The organism is Pseudoalteromonas tetraodonis, assembly GCF_002310835.1.
GTDB classification, from domain to species: domain Bacteria; phylum Pseudomonadota; class Gammaproteobacteria; order Enterobacterales; family Alteromonadaceae; genus Pseudoalteromonas; species Pseudoalteromonas tetraodonis.
Genome location: NZ_CP011041.1, coordinates 2,376,734 through 2,396,925, shown reverse-complemented (window position 1 = coordinate 2,396,925; position 20,192 = coordinate 2,376,734). Strand labels below are relative to the sequence as shown.

General features: G+C 39.8%; 18 protein-coding genes and 1 other RNA gene. 13 read left to right on the top strand and 6 right to left on the bottom strand.

The features are described 5' to 3' along the window. Window positions 1-28: 28 nt before the first annotated feature. Window positions 29-2,251 (top strand): TonB-dependent receptor, encoded by a 2,223-nt coding sequence (locus PTET_RS11170; RefSeq protein WP_013465488.1) that lies wholly within the window; start codon window positions 29-31, stop codon window positions 2,249-2,251. A gap of 72 nt (window positions 2,252-2,323) precedes the next feature. Here the strand turns inward: PTET_RS11170 and PTET_RS11165 are convergent, their stop codons facing one another. Further along, on the bottom strand, window positions 2,324-2,689 hold the full coding sequence (locus tag PTET_RS11165; protein WP_013465487.1) for a hypothetical protein: 366 nt from the start codon (window positions 2,687-2,689) through the stop codon (window positions 2,324-2,326). A gap of 49 nt (window positions 2,690-2,738) precedes the next feature. On the opposite strand from PTET_RS11165, the gene PTET_RS11160 reads away from it, so the two are divergent. Beyond that, a complete protein-coding gene (locus tag PTET_RS11160; RefSeq protein WP_013465486.1) occupies window positions 2,739-3,284 on the top strand; it encodes a GNAT family N-acetyltransferase in 546 nt (181 codons plus the stop codon). Between the two features lie 111 nt (window positions 3,285-3,395). Beyond that, window positions 3,396-5,060 carry a gamma-glutamyltransferase gene (gene ggt, locus PTET_RS11155; RefSeq protein WP_096038647.1) on the top strand — a complete coding sequence of 555 codons (1,665 nt, stop codon included), beginning with the start codon at window positions 3,396-3,398 and terminating at the stop codon, window positions 5,058-5,060. 77 nt (window positions 5,061-5,137) lie between these two features. Here ggt and PTET_RS11150 read toward each other — a convergent pair whose 3' ends face one another. After that, window positions 5,138-6,340 carry an aromatic amino acid transport family protein gene (locus PTET_RS11150; protein ID WP_096038646.1) on the bottom strand — a complete coding sequence of 401 codons (1,203 nt, stop codon included), beginning with the start codon at window positions 6,338-6,340 and terminating at the stop codon, window positions 5,138-5,140. A 301-nt stretch (window positions 6,341-6,641) separates the two neighbouring features. Further along, window positions 6,642-7,520, bottom strand: coding sequence for a flagellar protein MotY (locus PTET_RS11145; RefSeq protein WP_096038645.1), 879 nt, complete (start codon window positions 7,518-7,520; stop codon window positions 6,642-6,644). A gap of 201 nt (window positions 7,521-7,721) precedes the next feature. Here PTET_RS11145 and rnt point away from each other — a divergent pair, with 201 nt between their 5' ends. After that, entirely contained in the window at window positions 7,722-8,396 is a 675-nt protein-coding gene (rnt, locus tag PTET_RS11140) for a ribonuclease T (protein ID WP_013465481.1), read from the top strand. Window positions 8,397-8,460: 64 nt separating this feature from the next. Here the strand turns inward: rnt and PTET_RS11135 are convergent, their stop codons facing one another. After that, window positions 8,461-10,086 carry a DUF342 domain-containing protein gene (locus PTET_RS11135; protein WP_096038644.1) on the bottom strand — a complete coding sequence of 542 codons (1,626 nt, stop codon included), beginning with the start codon at window positions 10,084-10,086 and terminating at the stop codon, window positions 8,461-8,463. A 250-nt stretch (window positions 10,087-10,336) separates the two neighbouring features. On the opposite strand from PTET_RS11135, the gene ssrA reads away from it, so the two are divergent. The 9 genes from ssrA to PTET_RS11090 all read left to right on the top strand — a co-directional run bounded on the left by ssrA (window position 10,337) and on the right by PTET_RS11090 (window position 17,248). Continuing rightward, window positions 10,337-10,693: a transfer-messenger RNA gene (gene ssrA, locus PTET_RS11130) on the top strand. 185 nt (window positions 10,694-10,878) lie between these two features. Then, window positions 10,879-12,114, top strand: a complete 1,236-nt coding sequence (locus tag PTET_RS11125) for an integrase domain-containing protein (RefSeq protein ID WP_096038643.1) — start codon at window positions 10,879-10,881, stop codon at window positions 12,112-12,114. Beyond that, a complete protein-coding gene (locus tag PTET_RS11120) occupies window positions 12,111-12,719 on the top strand; it encodes a hypothetical protein (protein ID WP_013465478.1) in 609 nt (202 codons plus the stop codon). The genes PTET_RS11125 and PTET_RS11120 overlap by 4 nt, the downstream gene beginning before the upstream one ends. Window positions 12,720-12,822: 103 nt before the next feature. After that, window positions 12,823-13,101: a helix-turn-helix transcriptional regulator gene (locus tag PTET_RS11115; RefSeq protein WP_013465477.1), complete on the top strand. Its 279-nt coding sequence runs from the start codon at window positions 12,823-12,825 to the stop codon at window positions 13,099-13,101. Beyond that, entirely contained in the window at window positions 13,094-13,594 is a 501-nt protein-coding gene (locus tag PTET_RS11110; protein ID WP_008465777.1) for a hypothetical protein, read from the top strand. Before PTET_RS11115 ends, PTET_RS11110 begins: the two co-directional genes overlap by 8 nt. Window positions 13,595-13,930: 336 nt before the next feature. After that, window positions 13,931-14,506: a YagK/YfjJ domain-containing protein gene (locus tag PTET_RS11105; protein WP_008465776.1), complete on the top strand. Its 576-nt coding sequence runs from the start codon at window positions 13,931-13,933 to the stop codon at window positions 14,504-14,506. Between the two features lie 511 nt (window positions 14,507-15,017). Next, window positions 15,018-15,521 carry a hypothetical protein gene (locus PTET_RS11100; RefSeq protein ID WP_013465476.1) on the top strand — a complete coding sequence of 168 codons (504 nt, stop codon included), beginning with the start codon at window positions 15,018-15,020 and terminating at the stop codon, window positions 15,519-15,521. Between the two features lie 34 nt (window positions 15,522-15,555). After that, on the top strand, window positions 15,556-16,107 hold the full coding sequence (locus PTET_RS11095) for a hypothetical protein (RefSeq protein WP_013465475.1): 552 nt from the start codon (window positions 15,556-15,558) through the stop codon (window positions 16,105-16,107). A gap of 382 nt (window positions 16,108-16,489) precedes the next feature. Next, entirely contained in the window at window positions 16,490-17,248 is a 759-nt protein-coding gene (locus PTET_RS11090; protein ID WP_096038642.1) for a sulfite exporter TauE/SafE family protein, read from the top strand. Here PTET_RS11090 and PTET_RS11085 read toward each other — a convergent pair. Together PTET_RS11085 and mnmC are read right to left on the bottom strand one after the other, a co-directional pair. Further along, entirely contained in the window at window positions 17,241-17,876 is a 636-nt protein-coding gene (locus tag PTET_RS11085) for an NAD(P)-binding oxidoreductase (protein ID WP_096038641.1), read from the bottom strand. The two genes, PTET_RS11090 and PTET_RS11085, sit on opposite strands and share 8 nt — an antisense overlap. A gap of 291 nt (window positions 17,877-18,167) precedes the next feature. Beyond that, a complete protein-coding gene (gene mnmC / locus PTET_RS11080; RefSeq protein WP_096038640.1) occupies window positions 18,168-20,177 on the bottom strand; it encodes a bifunctional tRNA (5-methylaminomethyl-2-thiouridine)(34)-methyltransferase MnmD/FAD-dependent 5-carboxymethylaminomethyl-2-thiouridine(34) oxidoreductase MnmC in 2,010 nt (669 codons plus the stop codon). Between the last annotated feature and the right edge of the window lie 15 nt (window positions 20,178-20,192).

The following is a 20,192-nucleotide window of genomic DNA, read 5'->3' as shown; positions in this document are numbered from 1 at the left end:
ATTAAATTAATACCCTTTGGAGAAAACCTTGAAATTACGCACCCTCTCACAGTTAAGTTTAGCGGTTATTGCAGCCCTAACAACTTCCGTAAATGCACAAGAAGCTAAAACCACTGCCAAACAAGACGCGTTTGAAAAAATTGAAGTTACAGCACGTAAACGTACCGAGAGCCTGTTCGAATCTCCAACTGCAATTACATCAATAGGCGCTAACCTTATTGATAAAGCCAATATGGGTAACTTAGAAGACATTGGCAAATACGTTCCTAACTTAAACATTACTCGTTATGGTGTTGGTAACGCGGCACATGCTTCTGTATTTATTCGCGGCATTGGTTTACAAGATCACATTATAACAACCGATCCCGGTGTAGGTGTTTACCTAGATGGCGTTTACCTAGGTCGCCAAATGGGGTCTAACTTATCGCTTCCTAATGTTGAGCGAGTTGAAGTTCTACGTGGACCACAAGGCACGCTTTATGGCCGTAATACATTAGGTGGTGCAGTAAACGTAATTACTAAGCAGCCTGGTGATGAAGGTATTTTAACGACAACTGCTAAAGTGGGTAGCCGTGGGCGTATTGCTGGCGATATTTACTTTAATAATGCACTAACCAATGATTTAAGCATGTCAGCCAGTGCGTCATACAAACAACGTGACGGTGTAGGTACGGCGGTAAATTTAGCTAACCCTGAAAAAGAAATTGGTGAAGAGCAAGAGTTTAGTGGTCGTATCGCGCTTAAATACGAAGCCACCAGCGACTTAGCGTTTACTTTCTCATTAGATGGGGTTGATAATGAATCAGGTCAATCACCTTATACTATTGAACTAACAGATTCATTAGATTCAAATGATGTATTCAATGGCGATTTCCCATTATTAACTGAAGACTTAATTCCATCGAATCCAGATGATTTAGGCACAACAGTTGCCGGTATTGAATCAACCTCATATTCAGGTTGGGGTACGTCATTTACCGCTGATTGGGCAATTAATAACACGTATACAACTAAGTTTATTTCAAGCTACCGCACTTCTGAGTATGAAGGTGGCTTAGATGATGATGCATCACCACTTAACTTATCTGAGTTCCCAGAAGTAGGCGGTGCAGATCAATACTCTTTTGAAGTTCAGTTAAACGCAACGTTTGACAAAATGGACTTTGTATCAGGCTTATATTTCTTTAATGAAGATGGTTTTACTCGCTCAGAAGATTTTGTATTTAGCCCGTTTAACACGCCAAATGGTCTGTTAAATGATGGAGTTACTCCGTCATTTGGTGGCTTTGGATTTTTTGAAATCAATCAAGAAACAAACTCATACGCAGCTTACATTAACGGTAGTTACGATTTAACGGATGATTTAACAATTGGCGGTGGTCTTCGTTACTCAGAAGATAAAAAAGACGCGAATGCGATTTTCCCAAGCTTTTCAGAGCGTAAATACATTAGTGCAGACTTTAATGCAGTGACATGGGATATTAATGCTTCATACCAGCTTAGCAATAATATGAATGTGTACGGCCAAGTACAAAAAGGCTATCAAACAGGTGGTTTCCCGCCGCGCCCATTTGGTGGTCCAGATCAGTTTGTATCGTTTGATGAAACCAAAGCAGTTAACTACGAAATTGGTTTAAAAGGCCAAGTACATGAAAATGTGTCTATGATGCTTGCGATGTTTGTTACCGACTACACTGACTTAGCACTACCATTCTCAGATCCAACTGCGGGTGGTGGCTTTGTCACTATCGTTGAGAATGCAGGTCAGTCTAAAGCGCAAGGTATTGAACTTGAAACCACAATTGCAATAACTGATGACTTTACTATTCGCAGTGCGGTAGGTTATTTAGACTCAGAGATTACCGAAGTCGCCGAGGGCGTACAAGGTATTGGTAAAGGTGATTCACCAGCATTGACCCCGCGTTGGACAGTGATGGTTGCGCCTTCTTACTTTGTAGATTTAAGTAATGGTGGCACAGTTGCATTGAATGCAAATTACTCATACCGCAGTGAAATGCAAGGTCAATCAGTTTTCAATAAGAGTGAAACGATTGATTCGCGTGAGCTCGTTGGCTTTAATATTTCTTACACTAACCCATACGGTGATATGGAAGTGACGTTATATGGCGAAAACGTATTAAACGAAGTTTACGATGTAGGACGTCTACAGCAAACTGGCTTTGTTGGCGTTATGCGCAGTAATGATCGTAGTGAGTTTGGTTTAAAATTCAAAAAAGACTTTGAACTATAATCTATATTTTACTTTAAAAGTAAAACAAAAAAGGTAAGCCATGGCTTACCTTTTTTTTATGGTTAAAAATAATTAACCTTCTTTATGTTCTTTACGTGCCTGCTCAATTTCTGCGGCAATTTCACGTGCTTTTTGCTTGGTTTTTTCAGTCAGCTCGCCAGCCGCTTCTTTGCTTTTAATCCATGCATCAACAGCTACTTCTTTGCCGTCGTCGTACATGTCTAAGCCCATTTCTTTACTCTCTTCAAGTAGCTCATTTAATGATTCATCATTTTTAAGCTCATTGGTTTTTTCCTTTACTTCATTCCAAGTTTCATCAAGCTTTTCTTTCACTTGAGCGCTTGTTTCTTTTGCATCTTGTTTTACTTCGTTGGCATCTTCACAGCCAGTTAACGTAATTAAAGTGCCTAATAAAGCTAAACCTGCTAATTTCTTCATTTACTATCTCCTTTAGAGAAAATTATATTTCAGAGGTAACTATACAACAATGAAAATGAACATAGCTGTAACAACACGATTAAGTTTTAAATTAATGGACGAACATGATTGGCCGCAATTATACGAGCTCGATCAAGACCCAGCCGTTATGCAGTATTTAACACAAGGTAAACCCACTTCGCTTGAAGAGATAAAAACAGTCAGTATTCCTAGAATGCTTGCTTATCGTAACGAGCAACAAGGGTGGGGGTTATGGCAAGTAACCTTGCGTGAAAGCAATACCTTTATAGGATGGGTGCTTGTTCGGCCGATGGGCTTTTTTTCAGATACGCCTGATTTTAGTGATATTGAAGTGGGCTGGCGGTTTAAGCAAGCGAGTTGGGGCAAAGGGTATGCTATTGAAGCGGCAGGCGCTATTTGTTCAGAGCTTGAAAAACAACGCCAAGTAAAGGCAATTAGCGCTACAGCACTGACCTCAAATGTTGGCTCAATTAATGTTATGAAAAAACTCGGTATGCAGCTTAAACATTATTATATTCATATAGAGGATGGCTCAAATTTAACCGCCGTACTTTATTCAAAGTCATGTGGATAATCTAACAACAATCCTAAGCTCTTTAAATGTGGCGTATAAATATTGACCTAGTGTTTGTTACTGTGCATTAATGTTTGCCATCAATGTATAAAAATAACCTAAGGATATGGGATGGGATCACTTTTTTCACCACGCATGCTAATTATTAGCAGTGTCTTAATAATACAAGTAGGCTTTTTTAATGTAGCGGCTAAACAAAGTGCGGTGGCGATGCCCGACACATTTAGTGCCCACGCTGCAAAAGCCGTGTTAGAGCAAGGCGGCAACGCGATTGATGCAGCTATTGCTGCTCAGTTTGTATTAGCCGTTACGCTCCCCGAAGCGGGTAATATTGGTGGCGGTGGGTTTATGCTTATCCATAAAGATGGAAAAGGTGATTTTATAGATTACCGCGAAACCGCGCCCAGTGCCGCGCATCGTGATATGTATTTAGATGAGCAGGGGCAAGTAATTGAAAATAAATCTATTTACGGCATACACGCTAGTGGCGTGCCTGGCAGTGTCGCAGGAATGTGGTTAGCCCATAAAAAGCATGGTACGTTACCGTGGAAAGCGTTAGTGCAACCTGCGGTAACATTAGCAGAGCAGGGCTTTGTTGTGCCTGAAAAGTTGGCTCAGCTGATTGAGGACTATATAGCGCATCTAAATAATAAAAACATTAAAGTAAATTTTGCCAGTTATTTTGCTACAGCTACGGCAGGTGCGCTTTTTAAACAACCAGAGCTAGCTGCCACACTCAAACGCATTCGCGATGACGGTCAAGATGGCTTTTATCAAGGTGAAACTGCCGCAATTATTGCAAAATTTATGCACCAACATGGCGGGATCATTAACCAAGATGACTTAAAACGTTATCGTGCTAAATCGCGGACTCCTATAAAAGCGAACTGGAATGGCTACCAAGTGCTTACTTCACCGCCACCAAGTTCAGGCGGCATTGCTATATTGCAATGGCTGAAAATGTATGAGCTTAAAAAACCAACGCCTGCACAACAACATAATTCAGTAGGGTATGTGCATTTATTGGCTGAAATAGGTAAGCGAGTATTTGCCGATAGAGCAGAGTACTTAGGCGATCCTGATTTTTACCAAGTACCTACAGCAAAACTACTTGCAGAAAACTATCTTAAAAACCGTAGTAGCAGTATAGATTTAAAGGCTATTTCAACCACCGAAAACATTAAACCCGGTTTAAAAGAAAGCGAGCAAACCACTCACTTTTCCATTGTCGATAACATGGGTAACGCTGTAGCTAATACCACCACCATTAATTTAGGCTTTGGTAGTGGTGTGGTGGTAGAAGGCGCAGGCTTTATTTTAAACGATGAAATGGATGACTTTAGCGCTAAACCCGGGGTTATGAATGTATTTGGTGCCATTGGCGGCAAAGCAAATGAAATTCAGCCGCATAAACGTATGCTCAGCTCTATGACCCCCACTATTTTACTCAGTAATAATCAGGTGAAAATGGTAACAGGATCGCCAGGTGGCACTACTATTATTAGCTCGGTGTATCAATCGATACTCAACGCGATTGAATTTAATATGAGCGCCGATGATGTGGTAAATAGCCCGCGTTTTCATCATCAGTTATGGCCAAAAAATGTGATCAGAGCACATGCCGGCTTGGAGCCATCAGTAAAACAACAGCTGATAAAAATGGGTTACACAGTGGACGAACGCCACTTTGGTGATATGCATGTGATTATTAATCATAATGGCAAATTAGAGGCGGCGTCAGAGCAAAGCGGTAGAGGAAAAGCAATCGTGTTTTAACGTTAGCGTTTGCATGGCAATCCCCCCAAACTCTTGTTTGGGGGGATTGCCAATAGAGTATTACTTATTATTGGGTATTAACCTATTGCAGGTATTAGCCCTGCCATTTGCAGGCATTGCGCACTAATAATTGAAATGCCACACAAAGCGGCTATGGCTAAACCAATATTACCGCTTCGTACTTTATAACCGCTTTTTTCAACGCCTTGACGCTGTTTGTACACCATACTCACCGGCAAAAATACAGCCAATATCACCAATGCAATAGCGGCATAACCTAATGCCATAATAAACCCTTGCGGATAAAATAAGGCAAACCCAAGAGGAGGGATAAAGGTAATAAATGCGGTTTTTATTCTATCTGCGCCCGTATCTGCTTTTTTAAATGTGTCAGCAAAAAAGTCAAATAACCCCAAGCTCACCCCTAAAAATGACGTTGCTAGAGCTAAGTCGGCAAAGAGTTTAACCGCAGAAGAGACATTAGCGTTATTGGCAATATTGGCCACACTGGCTACAAACCCAGTTAACCCTTCGCTTTGTAATAATTGCTCTTGGCTCATTATGCCTTGGCTTAATACTTGCCAAAATACATAAATAACCAGTGGTAAAGAGGCGCCTGCAATCATAACTTTGCGCAAGGTTTTTATATCAAGCCCAACATATTTAACAATAGAAGGAATAGAGCCATGAAAACCAAAAGAGGTAAATACCACCGGAATAGCCGATAGTATCAGCCCTTGCTCAACAGGCATTTCCAACAAATGTTGGCCATGTACATAAGGTGTTAGCATATAAAACAAGCTAGCCAAAACCACTATTTTTACACTAAATAGTACTCGGTTAAGCTTATCTACCTTACTAGTGCCTAAAGTCACCACGCCTGCAATCACCACCGCTAAAATAACGGAGCCTAACTGTGGGGCAATACTTAAATTAAAACCAGTGTTTATACGTTCTTGTAGCTGGGCTCCGCCACCTGCTATATACGCAGCACATAGCGCATAAAATAAAAATATCATTGAAAAGTTAGCCACATACTGCCCGCGCTTACCTAGCCAAAGCTTAGCTAAGGTATTTAAAGTGGCATCGCGTGGGGCGTATTGATGTAGTTCCAGCATAAGTAAAGCGGTGTAGGTCATGAGTAACCAACAACCGATAATTAATACCATCGCGGTATTAAACCCAAGCCCTGCAGAGGCAATAGGCAGGGCAAGCATGCCTGCACCTATGGTGGTTCCTGCAACAATTAACATGCTACCTATTGTTTTATTTTTAAGCACTTAATGATCCTGATCAAACGTGAGAGACACGCAAGATATAACTAGTTGTGTAAAACTTAAATAGTTTTGTCATAAAAGAGACAAAATAAAATGTAATCTTCTATTTACAACTGTATTAAAAAAGCCAAAATCATCAAAAAAGGAAATTTAACTTATTAATATAAATGAAAAAATAAAAAGCTCAATGTTAATAATTAAAAGGGAGGTTGTTTGCTATGTATAAAATAGGCATCACAAAAATGGCATGTATTGACCGAAAGCGTTATACATTACACCGTCGGTCGAGGAGGAATACGACAATTTACATTTTAGCGATTTGAATCACTAAGCGGCGGTTTTTATCACGGCCTAAAATATTGTCATTAGTATCTACAAAGCGTTTTTCACCAAAACCTTCAGTAACCACTTTAGCTTCATCAACGCCTAAGCCAACCATGTAATCTTTAATAGCCTTAGCGCGTGTTCTTGATAAATCGAGGTTATTCCAGCGACCACCATAGCTATCGGTGTACGATGCAATACTGATTGATTCTATACTAGGATCGTTTTTTAAATACTCAGCAATTTTATCAAGGCGCTGCTGCGATGATTTAGTTAATTTACTGCTATTCGATTCGTAGTTCATTATGGTGAACGAAATATCTTCAAAATTATATGGTAGTAACTCGTCGCGACATTGTAAAAACGCCCAATACGCTTGCTTAAAGTTGATATTAGACATGCCCACGGCAATTTTGTCGGCACTATTTTGCCAGTCTTGATAGTAAAAGGTAGGTTGGTTGCCTTTTTCAAGCTCAGTTAGCATTTCCCACGCTGTTTTATTACCTAATTCACCATCAAACTTTTTAAGTAATTTCATATCAGCAATATCACGCGCAGGGCGACCCGCTCGCCAACTAGGTGGCACCGCTTTTAAACCCGCTATTGCATAATTTTCTGGGCGTACCACCATGTCTAAATTAAAGGTAAGATCTTTATTTTTACTTGCAGATGCTTTAAAAACAGCCTCACCATAGTAGGGAACTTCATGATTTAATTGGCATTGTAAGCGAGTTGTTTTAACCAAGTTCCAATTTGAATTATCTTGGTCAGCAGTATATTGGCGCATAGCTGCAGTCGTATTAAAACTACACAGCACACCGCTAATGCTTAGGCTAATAAATAACAACTTATACTTCATCAAGAACTCCCCATTAAGCTCTGCCAAAAAAGTGACAAAAACCGTAAAATATTATGCAACAGCAAATAATTCAGCGTAAACGTTAATTACATAGCAAGTAACATGCCTATAGTTTAGCTGTAATAAATCAATAAATCCCCTAGCCGACAGCCCCCTAATTTTGACATAATAGATAGCTAATCCCTATAAACCAAGAATACTATGGCAAATACTGAGCAAACACTTTTCGCACAACGCTTTCGTGGCTTTTTTCCTGTGGTTATTGATGTTGAAACCGCCGGTTTTAACAAAGAAACCGACGCACTACTAGAAATTGCAGCATCCGTTTTAAAAATGGATGACGAGGGATTGCTTAGCATAGATCATACTGTTCATTTTCATGTGCAACCGTTTGAGGGCGCAAACATTGAACAAGCCGCCATTGAGTTCAATGGTATTGAGCCTTTTTCAGCACTTCGAGGGGCAGTCCCAGAAGAAGAAGCCATTAAAGAAATTTGTAAAGTAGTGCGCAAAGCGCAAAAAGCCGCAGGGTGTCAGCGCTCAGTGGTGGTTGCTCATAATGCTGCTTTTGATCATGGCTTTTTAAATGCGGCTATTGAGCGTAATAATATTAAGCGCACACCATTTCATCCGTTTGTTAGTTTTGATACCACATCACTTGCAGGCTTGGCATTAGGGCAAACAGTATTGGCTAAAGCATGCCGCGCGGCAGGAATAGAGTTTGATAACAAACAAGCACACTCTGCGTTATACGATACAGAACGCACCGCTGAATTATATTGTTTAATTGTTAATCGTTGGCAGCAACTAGGTGGTTGGCCACTTGCTATAGATGAAACACAACAAAACGAAGACGAAGTAAGCAACCAAGATTAGCATAAACTCAGCTCATATTAATGAGTGTTCACTGTGTGGGCTGAGCCAGTCTTAATATGCGTTATTAAAACGATTGCGTTATTTTACCTTCACTGTGAGTGATTAAATGTGGTGGATAATTACGCGAAAAGCTAATTGATTCTCGTGCAATTTTAAGCTCCACCCCGGGGTGCATAAGCTCATTAACTTTCAAACGACTGAGCGCTAAAAGCTGCGTCATTTTCTTTCTTAGCAACTGCTTTTGCTGACTGATACTGGCGCTTCGGTTTGCTATGTGTTCTTCATTCGTTGTTATTTTATTCAAAAACTGCTGACGCTGTGCGCTTGCAACTTGTTTATTAATTCGCTGGCGCGCTTGCTGTAGTTCAATTGACTTACTGATTAAAACTTTTTCAAAGTCAGTGATTTGCGCTTGTTTTTGTTTTAGCACATACCATCGCTGTGCGATGCAAACACGGGTTTTAGTTCCTGCTGGTGCGCCCAATTCACCTGTTTCAATGCGCATTGCGTCTAGAATATGACCACCAATAATTTTCCCTTTAGGATCTTTTGCGCTGCCAACCCTAATTAAATTTCCAGCACTCAAGTCACAATGTAATGATTGGCGTTCTATTAATAAGTTTTGCTCCGTTTTTATGTCACAGTATTGAGAGTAACCAAGAGCAACGGTTCGTTTAGCAAAAATAGAACAGGTGAATGGCTCATCGGCTTCTCGTTTTCTGCCAATTGCCCCCTTTACTATTGTGATGGCGTTATTACTTTTTAACTGCGCCGATTCAACAAAACCTAAAACAGTAATATCGCCGGTAGCAGTCACGCGCATGCCATCTTTTATATCACCACTGACTATAATACTGCCATCAAATTCAACATGGCCGGTACTTGGGTCAATATTATGAAAACATAAAACATCATCAACACGCATACCACGGGGAAGGGCAACCGGTACACCAGTACAGTCGGCAATTAGTAAGTTGGGGTTATCGGGCGCAATTTTAGTACCGTCAAAAGGTTGTAATTTATGCTCTTTGCCAGGGATTGCAGTTAGCACATCTCCAAACACAGTAAAGCCATCAACTCCCGATGTTGCTGGAATACGCCGCATTAGTTCACACCCAGGTTTTACAGTAATAATATCACCTAGGTTTCTCATATCGACTTTACCACCGCCCTTAGCTTGCGGGCTAAGTACGCGGTCTTGCGCTGTGCAGCAAAGACGCACAAATTTGGCATCGTTACCCACTTTAGGCGCGCGACCAAAAGCGACTTCAGCGCAATGCGTGCTTCCTGAGGGGTGTTCAAATTGTTGTGCCAATAACTGTTCTAATGCATGAGAGCTAATACCCTTTACAATCCCTGCCTGAGCTAACACGTCAATTGCTTGTTCCATGTTAAGTAATTTACCGCCCTTAGCAGTAATAAGGGTAGCTTCAACAAGCATATTTTTTTCATCAATGTTAATGGTTAGCTTTGCATCAATGGCTTGAGCAACCACCAAAGAGGGGATCTCTTCGTCGTTATTTTGAGCAAACAACTTACCAATATTGCTAACAATAATGTCACACTCGCAATATTCTGACTGACTAATTAATTCAATAAGCTGTGTTGCTGTTGAGGCTAAACCTGAGACATTAGGGTGGGAGAGCAAAGAGATATGCCCCGTTTGCTCATCAAAAGAAAAAACCGACATTTATAAATCCTCTAGGTAATATGCCTGTTATTATTTTTTTATATTGTATTAGACCAAGGTCTAGCCCTACATTTGAGCATAAAGCATCATACTTGTTAAGTAATTGTTTCTTAATTATCCAATATTTTACATTTAAAAGTGTGTTTGATGCAGGATTAACCAACCAATAAAATAAAACGCCTAAGGTGTTGAGTATTGATGGGTTACTCAGTTATACTGCTCGCACGCTCTGAATGAGTAACCTTATTCAGGGGCTGATTAGGATTCGACGGAATTCAAGAAGCCCAAGGTGCATGTCGAGGTGCGGTTTGCCTCGTAAAAAAGCCGCAATTTAAAGTAATCGCAAACGACGATAACTACTCTCTAGCAGCTTAGGCTGGCTAGCGCTCCTTCCATGTATTCTTGTGGACTGGATTTTGGAGTGTCACCCTAACACCTGATCGCGACGGAAACCCTGGCCGGGGTTGAAGCGTTAAAACTAAGCGGCCTCGCCTTTATCTACCGTGTTTGTCCGGGATTTAAAGGTTAATTAAATGACAATACTAAACATGTAGTACCGACGGTCGAGGCTTTTCGGACGGGGGTTCAAATCCCCCCAGCTCCACCAATAAAGGTTTTTAGATACGTTGCTAAGAACCGTAAAAGACCCGCAACGCTAGTTAATTCGAGCCTTGCGGGTTTTTTTATGCCTATAGTTTAACCATTAGTGACCGTTTAAAACTTGTAACAACCGCGATTTGTTGTAACACTAAACGTAACAACTGGAATTTTACATAGGGATCGTTGTTACAAATGGCTATTCACAACCTCAAAGCAAAGCAAGTCGACTCGGCTAAACCAAAAGCTAAGGAATATAACCTTACTGACGGTGGCGGCTTAACATTACGAATAAAGCCCAGTGGTGGTAAATTTTGGCTTTATAACTACACAGCGCCAATTACTAAAAAACGTAAAAATATGGGGCTTGGCTCTTACCCTGATATAAGTCTTAAAACGGCTAGAGAACGTCATAAAAAATATAAAGCCCTAGTGCTTGAAAATATAGACCCTATCCACCAGCGCCAGCTAGATGAAAAGCAAGCACAAGAAACACACCTACAAACATTTAAAGCAGTTTCTTTAATGTGGTTTGAGAAAAAGAAAACAGAAATAAAACCACAAACAGCACAAGCCGCTTTAAATCTGTTAACTAATCATGCCTTTCCTGCGTTTGGTGATGAACCAATAAGTAAATTAAAAGCCTTTCAAGTAATAGAGCTAGTGCGACCCATAGAGGCAAAGGGCAGCTTAGAGACTGTAAAAAGACTATGCCAGCGTATTAACGAAGTAATGGTGCATGCGGTTAACTGTGGGCTTATAGAAGCCAATCCACTAGCGAATATAAGGCAAGCATTCCAAGCGCCTAAAAAAAGCGCTATGCCGTCTATTGAAGTGGATAGGCTACCTGAGCTAATGAGTGCCTTAAATCGTGCCAGTATTAAGCTTACAACGCGTTGTTTAATCGAATGGCAGTTACACACCATGACACGCCCTAATGAGGCTGCAACAACTAAATGGCAAGATATAGACTTAAATACTGGCGTGTGGGTTATACCAGCCGAGCAAATGAAAAAGGGCAAAGAGCAACGCATACCCCTTACACCGCAAGCACTCGCTTTACTTGAATTAATGAAACCAATAAGTGCGCACCGTGAATATGTATTTCCCGCTGATAGAGACCCACGCAGCCACGCGAACGTGCAAACAGCCAATGCAGCAATAAAGCGTATGGGGTTTAAAGGCGAGCTGGTGGCACATGGCTTGCGCTCGCTTGCCAGTACAACGCTTAATGCACAAGGATTTGACCCTGACGTAATAGAGGCAGCTTTAGCGCATGTTGATACAAACGAAGTAAGGCGAGCATATAACCGCACTGACTACTTTGAACGAAGAAAAACCATGATGTGCTGGTGGTCTGAGTATATAGAAAATGCGGCTAGTGGAAGTAGTTCGTTAGCTGGGCTTAGCTATCTAAAGGTATTGAAATGAAAATCGAATACATCCCCCATAGATTTGGGAAACCATCTAAATCAGCTATTAAAAATTATGAGAAATCGCTTGAAGCAATCGAAATTTATATAGAGAACTTAGTAACTTCTCATGCAGATTTGCTAAATCAAGTTGACGTCGATAAAGCTGAACATGCACTTGAATATGGTTTAATACAGAACTTTGATGTGTCACACGGCAATGATATTGATGTGACGACTCACGTTAGAATGTATTCAAGATTATATATAGAAGAACTTATTAAGAGAGCTTATCAAATGGGGGTGTGTAGTGGTGATACAAAGGGAGCTAGTTGGGCTTTAAATGAAACTAGAAAGTTGGAATCAAAGAAAAATAGAGCCAAACGAAGTAAGCCTAATATTTCAACCGAAAAGATAAGAAGTGATATTGAGCATCTGATAAGTCAAGATTTTAGAAGTTTTGGTGAGGCAATAAAAGATTATAAGCTTGAGCGCTATGTTAAAAAATATAAGGATTTTTTAGCTACTAAGGACACGTACCCAACGATAGGTGATCAAGCTATCAAGAATCATATTAGAAAAATAAGAGAAGAAATCCTACAAAAAAGTGATAAATCACCTTGATATTTATCACGATGATACATGACTAGGAAACTGAAATAGCTTAAATAATTCTTCAGGTTAATATTTGTATTGCAAACTTATTAACGACCTTAGGAGGTCTTAAATGTCACTACTTGAATTAACTAGAAAAGAGCAGGCACGTCCATTATGGGCATGTGGTAAAACCCTATTTCAGCAAAAAATTAATGATGGGCTAATACCTCCACCTATAAAAATAGGTAAACGCGGAGTTGCATTTTATAAGTATGAAATAAACGCAACCTTAGCAGTAACCATTGCAGGCTACAACGATGAGCAGATAAAAGAATTTGTTCGTGAACTAGTCGCAAAGCGCAAAAATCTACTTAAGCAATACACTCACTTGGAGGCAGCTAATGATTAATTTAAATGAACTGCCAACACCAATCACATTGGAATATTTGGAAAAGTTAGCACCAGAAGCTTTTGAGGAGCTAGTTCGAATGGACATTATTCACCGTTCAATCTTGCTCGCATGGCTTAACGGTCAATCTACAAGCCCAATTGGTAGAGGGTATGCCGATGTTGAATTAGATAAGGAAGATGCAAAGCATAGCCACCTTAAAATGAAATGCTTTATTGATTATCAAAGTAAGCGTGAGGTTGGGCTAAAGGTTTCTCACTCTATGACAGAGCTACAACGATTTGAGTTTTTCAATAAACGAGCGGCTCAGCGTGAAAAAGTTAAGCGTAAAGTCAAAAAGGAAAGAGAGCAAAGGGCAAAAAAGAGCCTTGTTAAAATCCTTGAGCAACTTGGTATTGAGCAGGTTAAAACCATTATTGTGACCGAGCATTTAAAGGTTACTGGTGCGGCTAATGAGCCTGTCTTTGATAAGGAAAAGCCGACTAATGGTTAGTTAGACGGCTTTAGATTGGTTATTTCGAGGGCTGGTGGCGAGTAGCTAAACTGCCACTAGCTTTAAGCATTATATAATAAGTAAAGCTCATAATAAAAATGCTTTCAGGTGAGTTTCCACTAACATTGAAGGGCGTGTGTATCCAGTCTTTTCCCTTAAGCCTTTTTTATTGCGGTCTTTAACGGCAGTGGTTTATAGGTTTGTTTTCATTAAAAATGAAGGTTGTTAGTTACTACTTACTGTATAAAGTCGAGTTAGCCAGCCGTGGAATAATGACACTAGTGAAAACACCCCTTTTATCATTCGGATATTTATATTATCTAATAGGAAGTATTTGTGTCTAATTATCAGTATGTGAGTCACTCACCTGTAATTTGCCATAAACAGAACATTTGGCAAGTTCATACGTCAAAGAGCGGCATTTACACAGCGCAAATGAAGAGTATGTTAGATCAGCTTGAGGCAGTTTTAACACATTATAGCCAAGTTTTAGTTTTACGATTTGATATCGGTATTCCATATCAAACAAATGATAACCGTTTTATTATTGCTGTTATGGAAAGTTTAAGCGGTTTTATAAAGCAAAGGTATAAAATGCCTATCTTTGGCTACCATTGGACGCGGGAGCAAGAAAGAGCGAAAAAGCAGCATTATCATGTGGTAGTTATTCTTGATGCTAACAAAGTATGCTACCCAAGTAAGATAAATGAATTTATTTTAGAAATGGGAAATACATTGGGTGTGCGTCCATGGATTCCAAAAAATTGTTTTTATAGATTTAAACGATATGAGCATGATAAAAAGCAAGGCGCTATATGGCGTATGTCTTACCTTGCTAAAGCCAGAGGGAAGGGCTATAAACCAGCACAAACTAAAAACCACGGCTCAAGTAGGGTTAAACCTAAGCTTTAAGGAATGTATACAATACAAAGCAATTAAACACTTTATATCTAACTTTGTTTGCTGTCAGGTTATCAAACATTGTCAAAAATTGATTTTTAAATGGCTCTACTTATTTTAAGAGCTTAGCGAATGTATTTGTTTTTGTACTGATGAAATCTAAATTATCCTAGCCTTTATACCTGATAAAACCTCAACTGTATGAGCCGTTAATACTTAGTAAAACTTAGTTTAATAAGCCTAACAAAACCTTACAAAACCTATCATTTTAGGCTTATAAAAAGACAGTATCAAATAAACACCTTACAGCTGTTTTGCGGAGAGATATGCACGTGTATTCATTAAGCTCTTAAACATGCATCATATTAGGCTTATAGCTTTGTAAGCTTTTTACTACAAAGTTTTAAGTCGGTATCTTACATTTGTTTGCATAAATACTCGCAAGCCATTTAGGTTTTGGTGTTAGTATAAGGTATAGGTTTATATCTTTATTCAGTTTCTACTACTAAATTTAAGGAAAGCCATGAGGCTGTTTTTAAGTGTTTTATTTTTATTTTTTTTACTCCCTGTAAAAGCGGCAACTATTGCAGAGCTGTTTGGTGATGGTGTTTTTGGTACACAGTGGGGTGATACGATTGAAGCTGTCGCAAACAAATTACCCAATACTACCAAGGAAAGTGTTGGTGATATTGCTTGGCTTGAATTGAAAGATTCAAAAGAAGTATTAGGGGTTAAAAGGCAAAATAGAAATACGTCATTTGTGTTTGATTCTGAAATGCGGCTTAATGGCGTTGGTGTATATTTTGACGTTGAAGACTATCCGTTGTTATTAAATAAGCTCACCACATTGTTCGGTAAGTACACTCAACTAGAGAATAATAAAACAGCAATGCAATGGGTGAGTGGTGATTTTACTCTAGTTTTAGTCTTTGTTAATGCTGGGCTTAGTGCGCATGTTGTGCTCTCAATAAGCTATAACGGCTTAAAAAAACCAAAAACTAGTAAAGAAGAGCTGGGGTTTGATTAACCCTAGGACTGTTAAACTATATAAAGGGAATTGTATGAAAATATTAAATTTAGCACTATTTGGCGCATCGGTATTTTTATTAAATGCTTGTGCTTATAATGTAAATGTAGGTAGTAAGGAGGCTGCGGCTAAAGGTATTACTTATAATTACGATAAGTTTAAGTCTGAAGGGTGGTTAAGGTCTGAGGTTTATGTGGGCGGCATGTCAGAACCTGTAACAAACTACAATTATCGTGCAAAGTACGGAAAAGATTCAAGTACACCTGACTTCATTCAATTATACGGAAAGATGTTTTCACAAAATGGCTGGTGTTTTATAAATAGCGCCTATGATTCTACTGGGAGAGAGTACAAACTTCATGAGGTAGATCGTAATGTTGCATCCAATTCAGCTATGGGTGTTAGCTATGTAGTTGTGCATGAGTATTTTGCAATTGATATTTCCGTTGAGCGATTGGAAGAATTCGCCAAGGCAGACATTGAATTGAAAGCCACTGGAAAGAAGTGTGACACGATTTTTAAAGTTGATCATAGGGTATCAGCCGCGTTTTTAGATGAAACTAAAAAGCGTATGAACAAAAGTTAAATGTAATCCAAATAATGTAGTTATTAATACAGTCGATTCAGCTGCAAATCGAGAAGTTGAACCCACGGAAAGATAATAAGTAACAATAATAGTAACAACAGCAGGTTTTTATTTTGCTTGTCTATATATTTTTCAATTGGTTATATGTTTGGTTCAGACTCCCCCAGCTCCACCAATAACGGTTTTTAAATTCGTTTGTTTAAAAACCCTAAAAAACCCGCAACTTGAGCAATCAAGTCGCGGGTTTTTTTATGGCTAAAATTATTGAATTTATTGTGCTTTGGTTTATCTTGCGAACCCCGAACCTCTTACAACTAATAGACTAGTCGCTTACTTGCTTATTTTTTGTATTATGAGCCAATGATTAACTGCGAGCTTTGATATGAATATTTTTACAGCTGAACACATTTCCCCTTTGATCTCGCTGTTACTTATTTTACTGGCGGGGTTTACTTCGTTTGTATCGGCGGCCTTTGGTGCGGGTGGCGGTTTAATGCTGTTGGTGGTAATGGCGTCGGTTATGCCGATGGCGGTGGTTGTGCCTGTTCATGGTTTAGTGCAGTTAGGCTCTAATGCCAATCGGTTGTTGTTAAGTATTGCCCATCTTGATAAGCCGATGCTGTTGTATTTTACTCTGGGTGGGTTAATTGGTGCTGGGCTATCAAGCCAAGTAGTAAGCGATATTAACCTTGATAGCATGAAGCTGTTTGTGGCTTTATTTGTGATTTATTTACTGTGGGGAACAATCCCTGAATTTAATAAAGACTCACGATTAGGGCGTTTAATAGCGGGTGTAATTACGGCATTTATTTCTACTTTTGTGGGAGCAAGTGGGCCTCTGGTGGCGAGTTATTTACACATTAATCATTACGATAAGCTTAAATTTACCGCGACTTTTTCAAGTATTATGACCTTGCAGCATAGCTTAAAAGCCGTTGTTTATGCGGGGCTGGGTTTTAGCTTTTGGCAATGGTTGCCGTTAACACTGGCGATGATTTTAAGCGGAGCCATTGGCACTTGGTTAGGGATTCGTTTACTTAAGCGGTTATCGGTGGCACGTTTTAGGGTTATTTTTAAAGTGATTTTAACTCTGCTTGCCATGCAGCTTGCATGGCAAGGGGTGAGTGTAATGCTTACTTAATAGCGGCTTTTATTGGTTTGTCGCCATCAAATAACTCAAAAATACGATTGCTATTAAATGAGTTTGTAGCAACGTGAAGCAAAGCGTTGGCTACATTTTCGCGGCTAATTTTAGCCTTTGACTGATCGCTAGGGCGCTCTGTTGTTACTTGCAAAGAGGCACTTTCGTCAGTTAATGTTCCTGGGCGGACAATTGTGTAATTGAGTCCACTGTGAATTAAATGCTCATCAGCCATATGTTTTGCTACAAGATAAGGCTTTAAGTCACTATCTATCGCATCAGGATCGTCTGCACCAATAGAGCTGACCATAATAAAGTGTTTTACACCGTGCTCTTTAGAATAAGTTGCTGCTTTTGTCGCTGCCCACAAATCAATAAGTACGGTTTTATCTGTGCCTGTACTTCCACCTGAACCTGCTGCAAAGATAACTTGGTCGCAGCCATTAATGGCACTTGAAAAGTCACCTTCTAAATCCTGTTCAACAATACTTAAAAATGGGCTATCTAAATCACGCAGTTTGCTTTTGTCTCTTACAAGTGCAACAACATTTTGCTCATTTTCTAAAAGTAGTTTGGTAGCCATTTTACCAATTTGACCACTTGCGCCAATAATTAAAGTCTTACTCATAATTAATTCCTTCTCAATATAGTGTAAAGATTGTTCGTACAAACAGACCTTGGGGTAGGAAATTATTTTTAAAGAGTAAATGGGATTTAAACGAGCTTATTTAAAAAAAACATATTAGTGAAAAGTTATTACTTAACTGAGTATTAAAATCAGCTATTTTTTAAGGCGTTTTTTAGAACTTTTTACTCGATCATTATACTTACTTCGGTTACAAAGCTACGTTGGTATAAGCCAATACGTACACTGCGTTCTTGGTAATTACAGTAGAGGGCTTTGTAGGTATTATTACCTTTAAATTTTATTGCGAATAAGGTCACGAACAATAAAGCGGCCTGGGTGAATAGCTTGGCTTACGCGCTCGCTTAGTGGGCGAGGTTCATTGTTTAAACTACTAATTAAGTGCTCGGCAGATAGCGGTGCACTGCATAATGCTCGCGCGCCAAAGCCGGTAAAAATATGCAGGCCCTGTTGTGGTTTTTTTAATGCTTGGTATTGATAGCGCTTACCCAAACGTAAATTAGCAAATGCATGTGTATAGTCAGTTTGCTCCACCCATTCACCGGCCATAGGTAAGTGATCAATAAAACTACAGCGAACAGCGGCTTTAGCAGAGCTAATATCGCCTAAGCTGGTTGCAAATTCAGTGTTGTTATAAAAGCTCAGCAGTTGCTCGCGGTTAGTTTGATTATCTTGCTCGGTCACTTCACGGCTTTTACTGTTCTTTTCAAAGGTGGCGCCCATACAATGGTGATCTAAATAAGCGGGGGTGAAATACCCCTTGTGACACAACACGGTTTTTAGCTTACGTGATTGCGTGCTTGCTTGAACATGTGACACCTGTCCGCGTACGCCAACAATAGGGAGCGTTTTAGTTTGCGCAAATGCATCGCTGTGTTCACCGGCGCAAATAATCACATCGCTAAAGGGGCCAAATGTTTGTTTTTGCGTGGTTAAGTACCAGCCATCGGGTTGTTTGTTAAGTTGCTCAATGTGGCAATTAAATAGGCTCTCAAACTCATTTAATTGCTGTGCGGCATCTAACATAGCACTGACTAACTGGGGGGGATTAACCCAGCCGCCTTGTTCAAAAAACACCCCTGAGTAACCTGTTTTAACCCCAGCAATAGCATCACCCTCATCAGCAGTCACATTTCGCATAAGCTGCTCTGGCCACAGTTGTTTATCAGCGAGATTTTGATGACGCTCTGCCAATGGTTTTTTTACTGCATGTTGCAGCACACCACACCACTGGTGATCAAACAAAAAACCATTATTGAGTAATTGATTGTACAAGCGCTTTGCATATAAAAAACTATGGGCAAATAGTTCACTGTGTGGCGAATTTTTTGCTTGTAAATGCGGATATATCGCCCCTTGTACATTGTGAGATGCCCCCATGGCCGGTTGTTTATCTTGGCAAAATAAGTGGCTTGGTATACCGCGTTTCGCGAGGCTATAAAGAATACAACTGCTGGCTATACCACCGCCAATAACAGCCACATTGGTAAGGGGAGAGAAGTGATGCTCAAAATAGGCGGGGGCCGATTGTTTTGAATTAGCCTGAGCGAGTGTGCCAACTAGCATCTCTCGTTTTCGGCCAAAGCCTTTGGCTTTTTGCATGCTAAAGCCTGCCTCGTTTAGTCCTCTGCGCACAAAGCCCGCAGCGGTAAACGTGGCTAATGTGGCATTGCTTCTAGAAATATCGACCATGGCATTAAATACACTTTGCTGCCACATGTCGGGGTTTTTACTCGGTGCAAAACCATCTAAAAACCATGCGTCAACCAGTCCACTTTGTGGGTAGCTCATGCTATTAATACATTCCAGCACATCACCAAAGTAGAGGTCGAGCACCACAAGGCCATTGGCAAATTCAAGGCGATGACAACCGGTTAAATTAATCGGGTAGTGGGAGACGAGTTGGGCGCTTAAATGACTTAAACTAGGCCAAGCTTGCAAGGCTTGTTTTAAATCATTTACGCTAAGTGGATATTTTTCAAAAGAAATAAAATGCAGTCGTTGCACGTTATTAGACTGTTGACTTTGAACTTGTGGGCATTGCAGGTGGTCATAAAACTGCTGCCATGCATTTAAAAAATTAAGCCCTGTACCAAAACCGGTTTCGGCTATAACAAAGTGCTCACGGTCATGATTTTGTAACCGTGACTCTATATTGTTTTGTTGATAAAACACATAATGAGACTCAGCGAGGCCGTCGTCATTAGAAAAATAAACATCATCAAAGTCATTAGCAACCGGTGTCCCTAAATCATTAAAGTGTATGTGGGCGTTTTTTATCATGACCAATTCAATTTT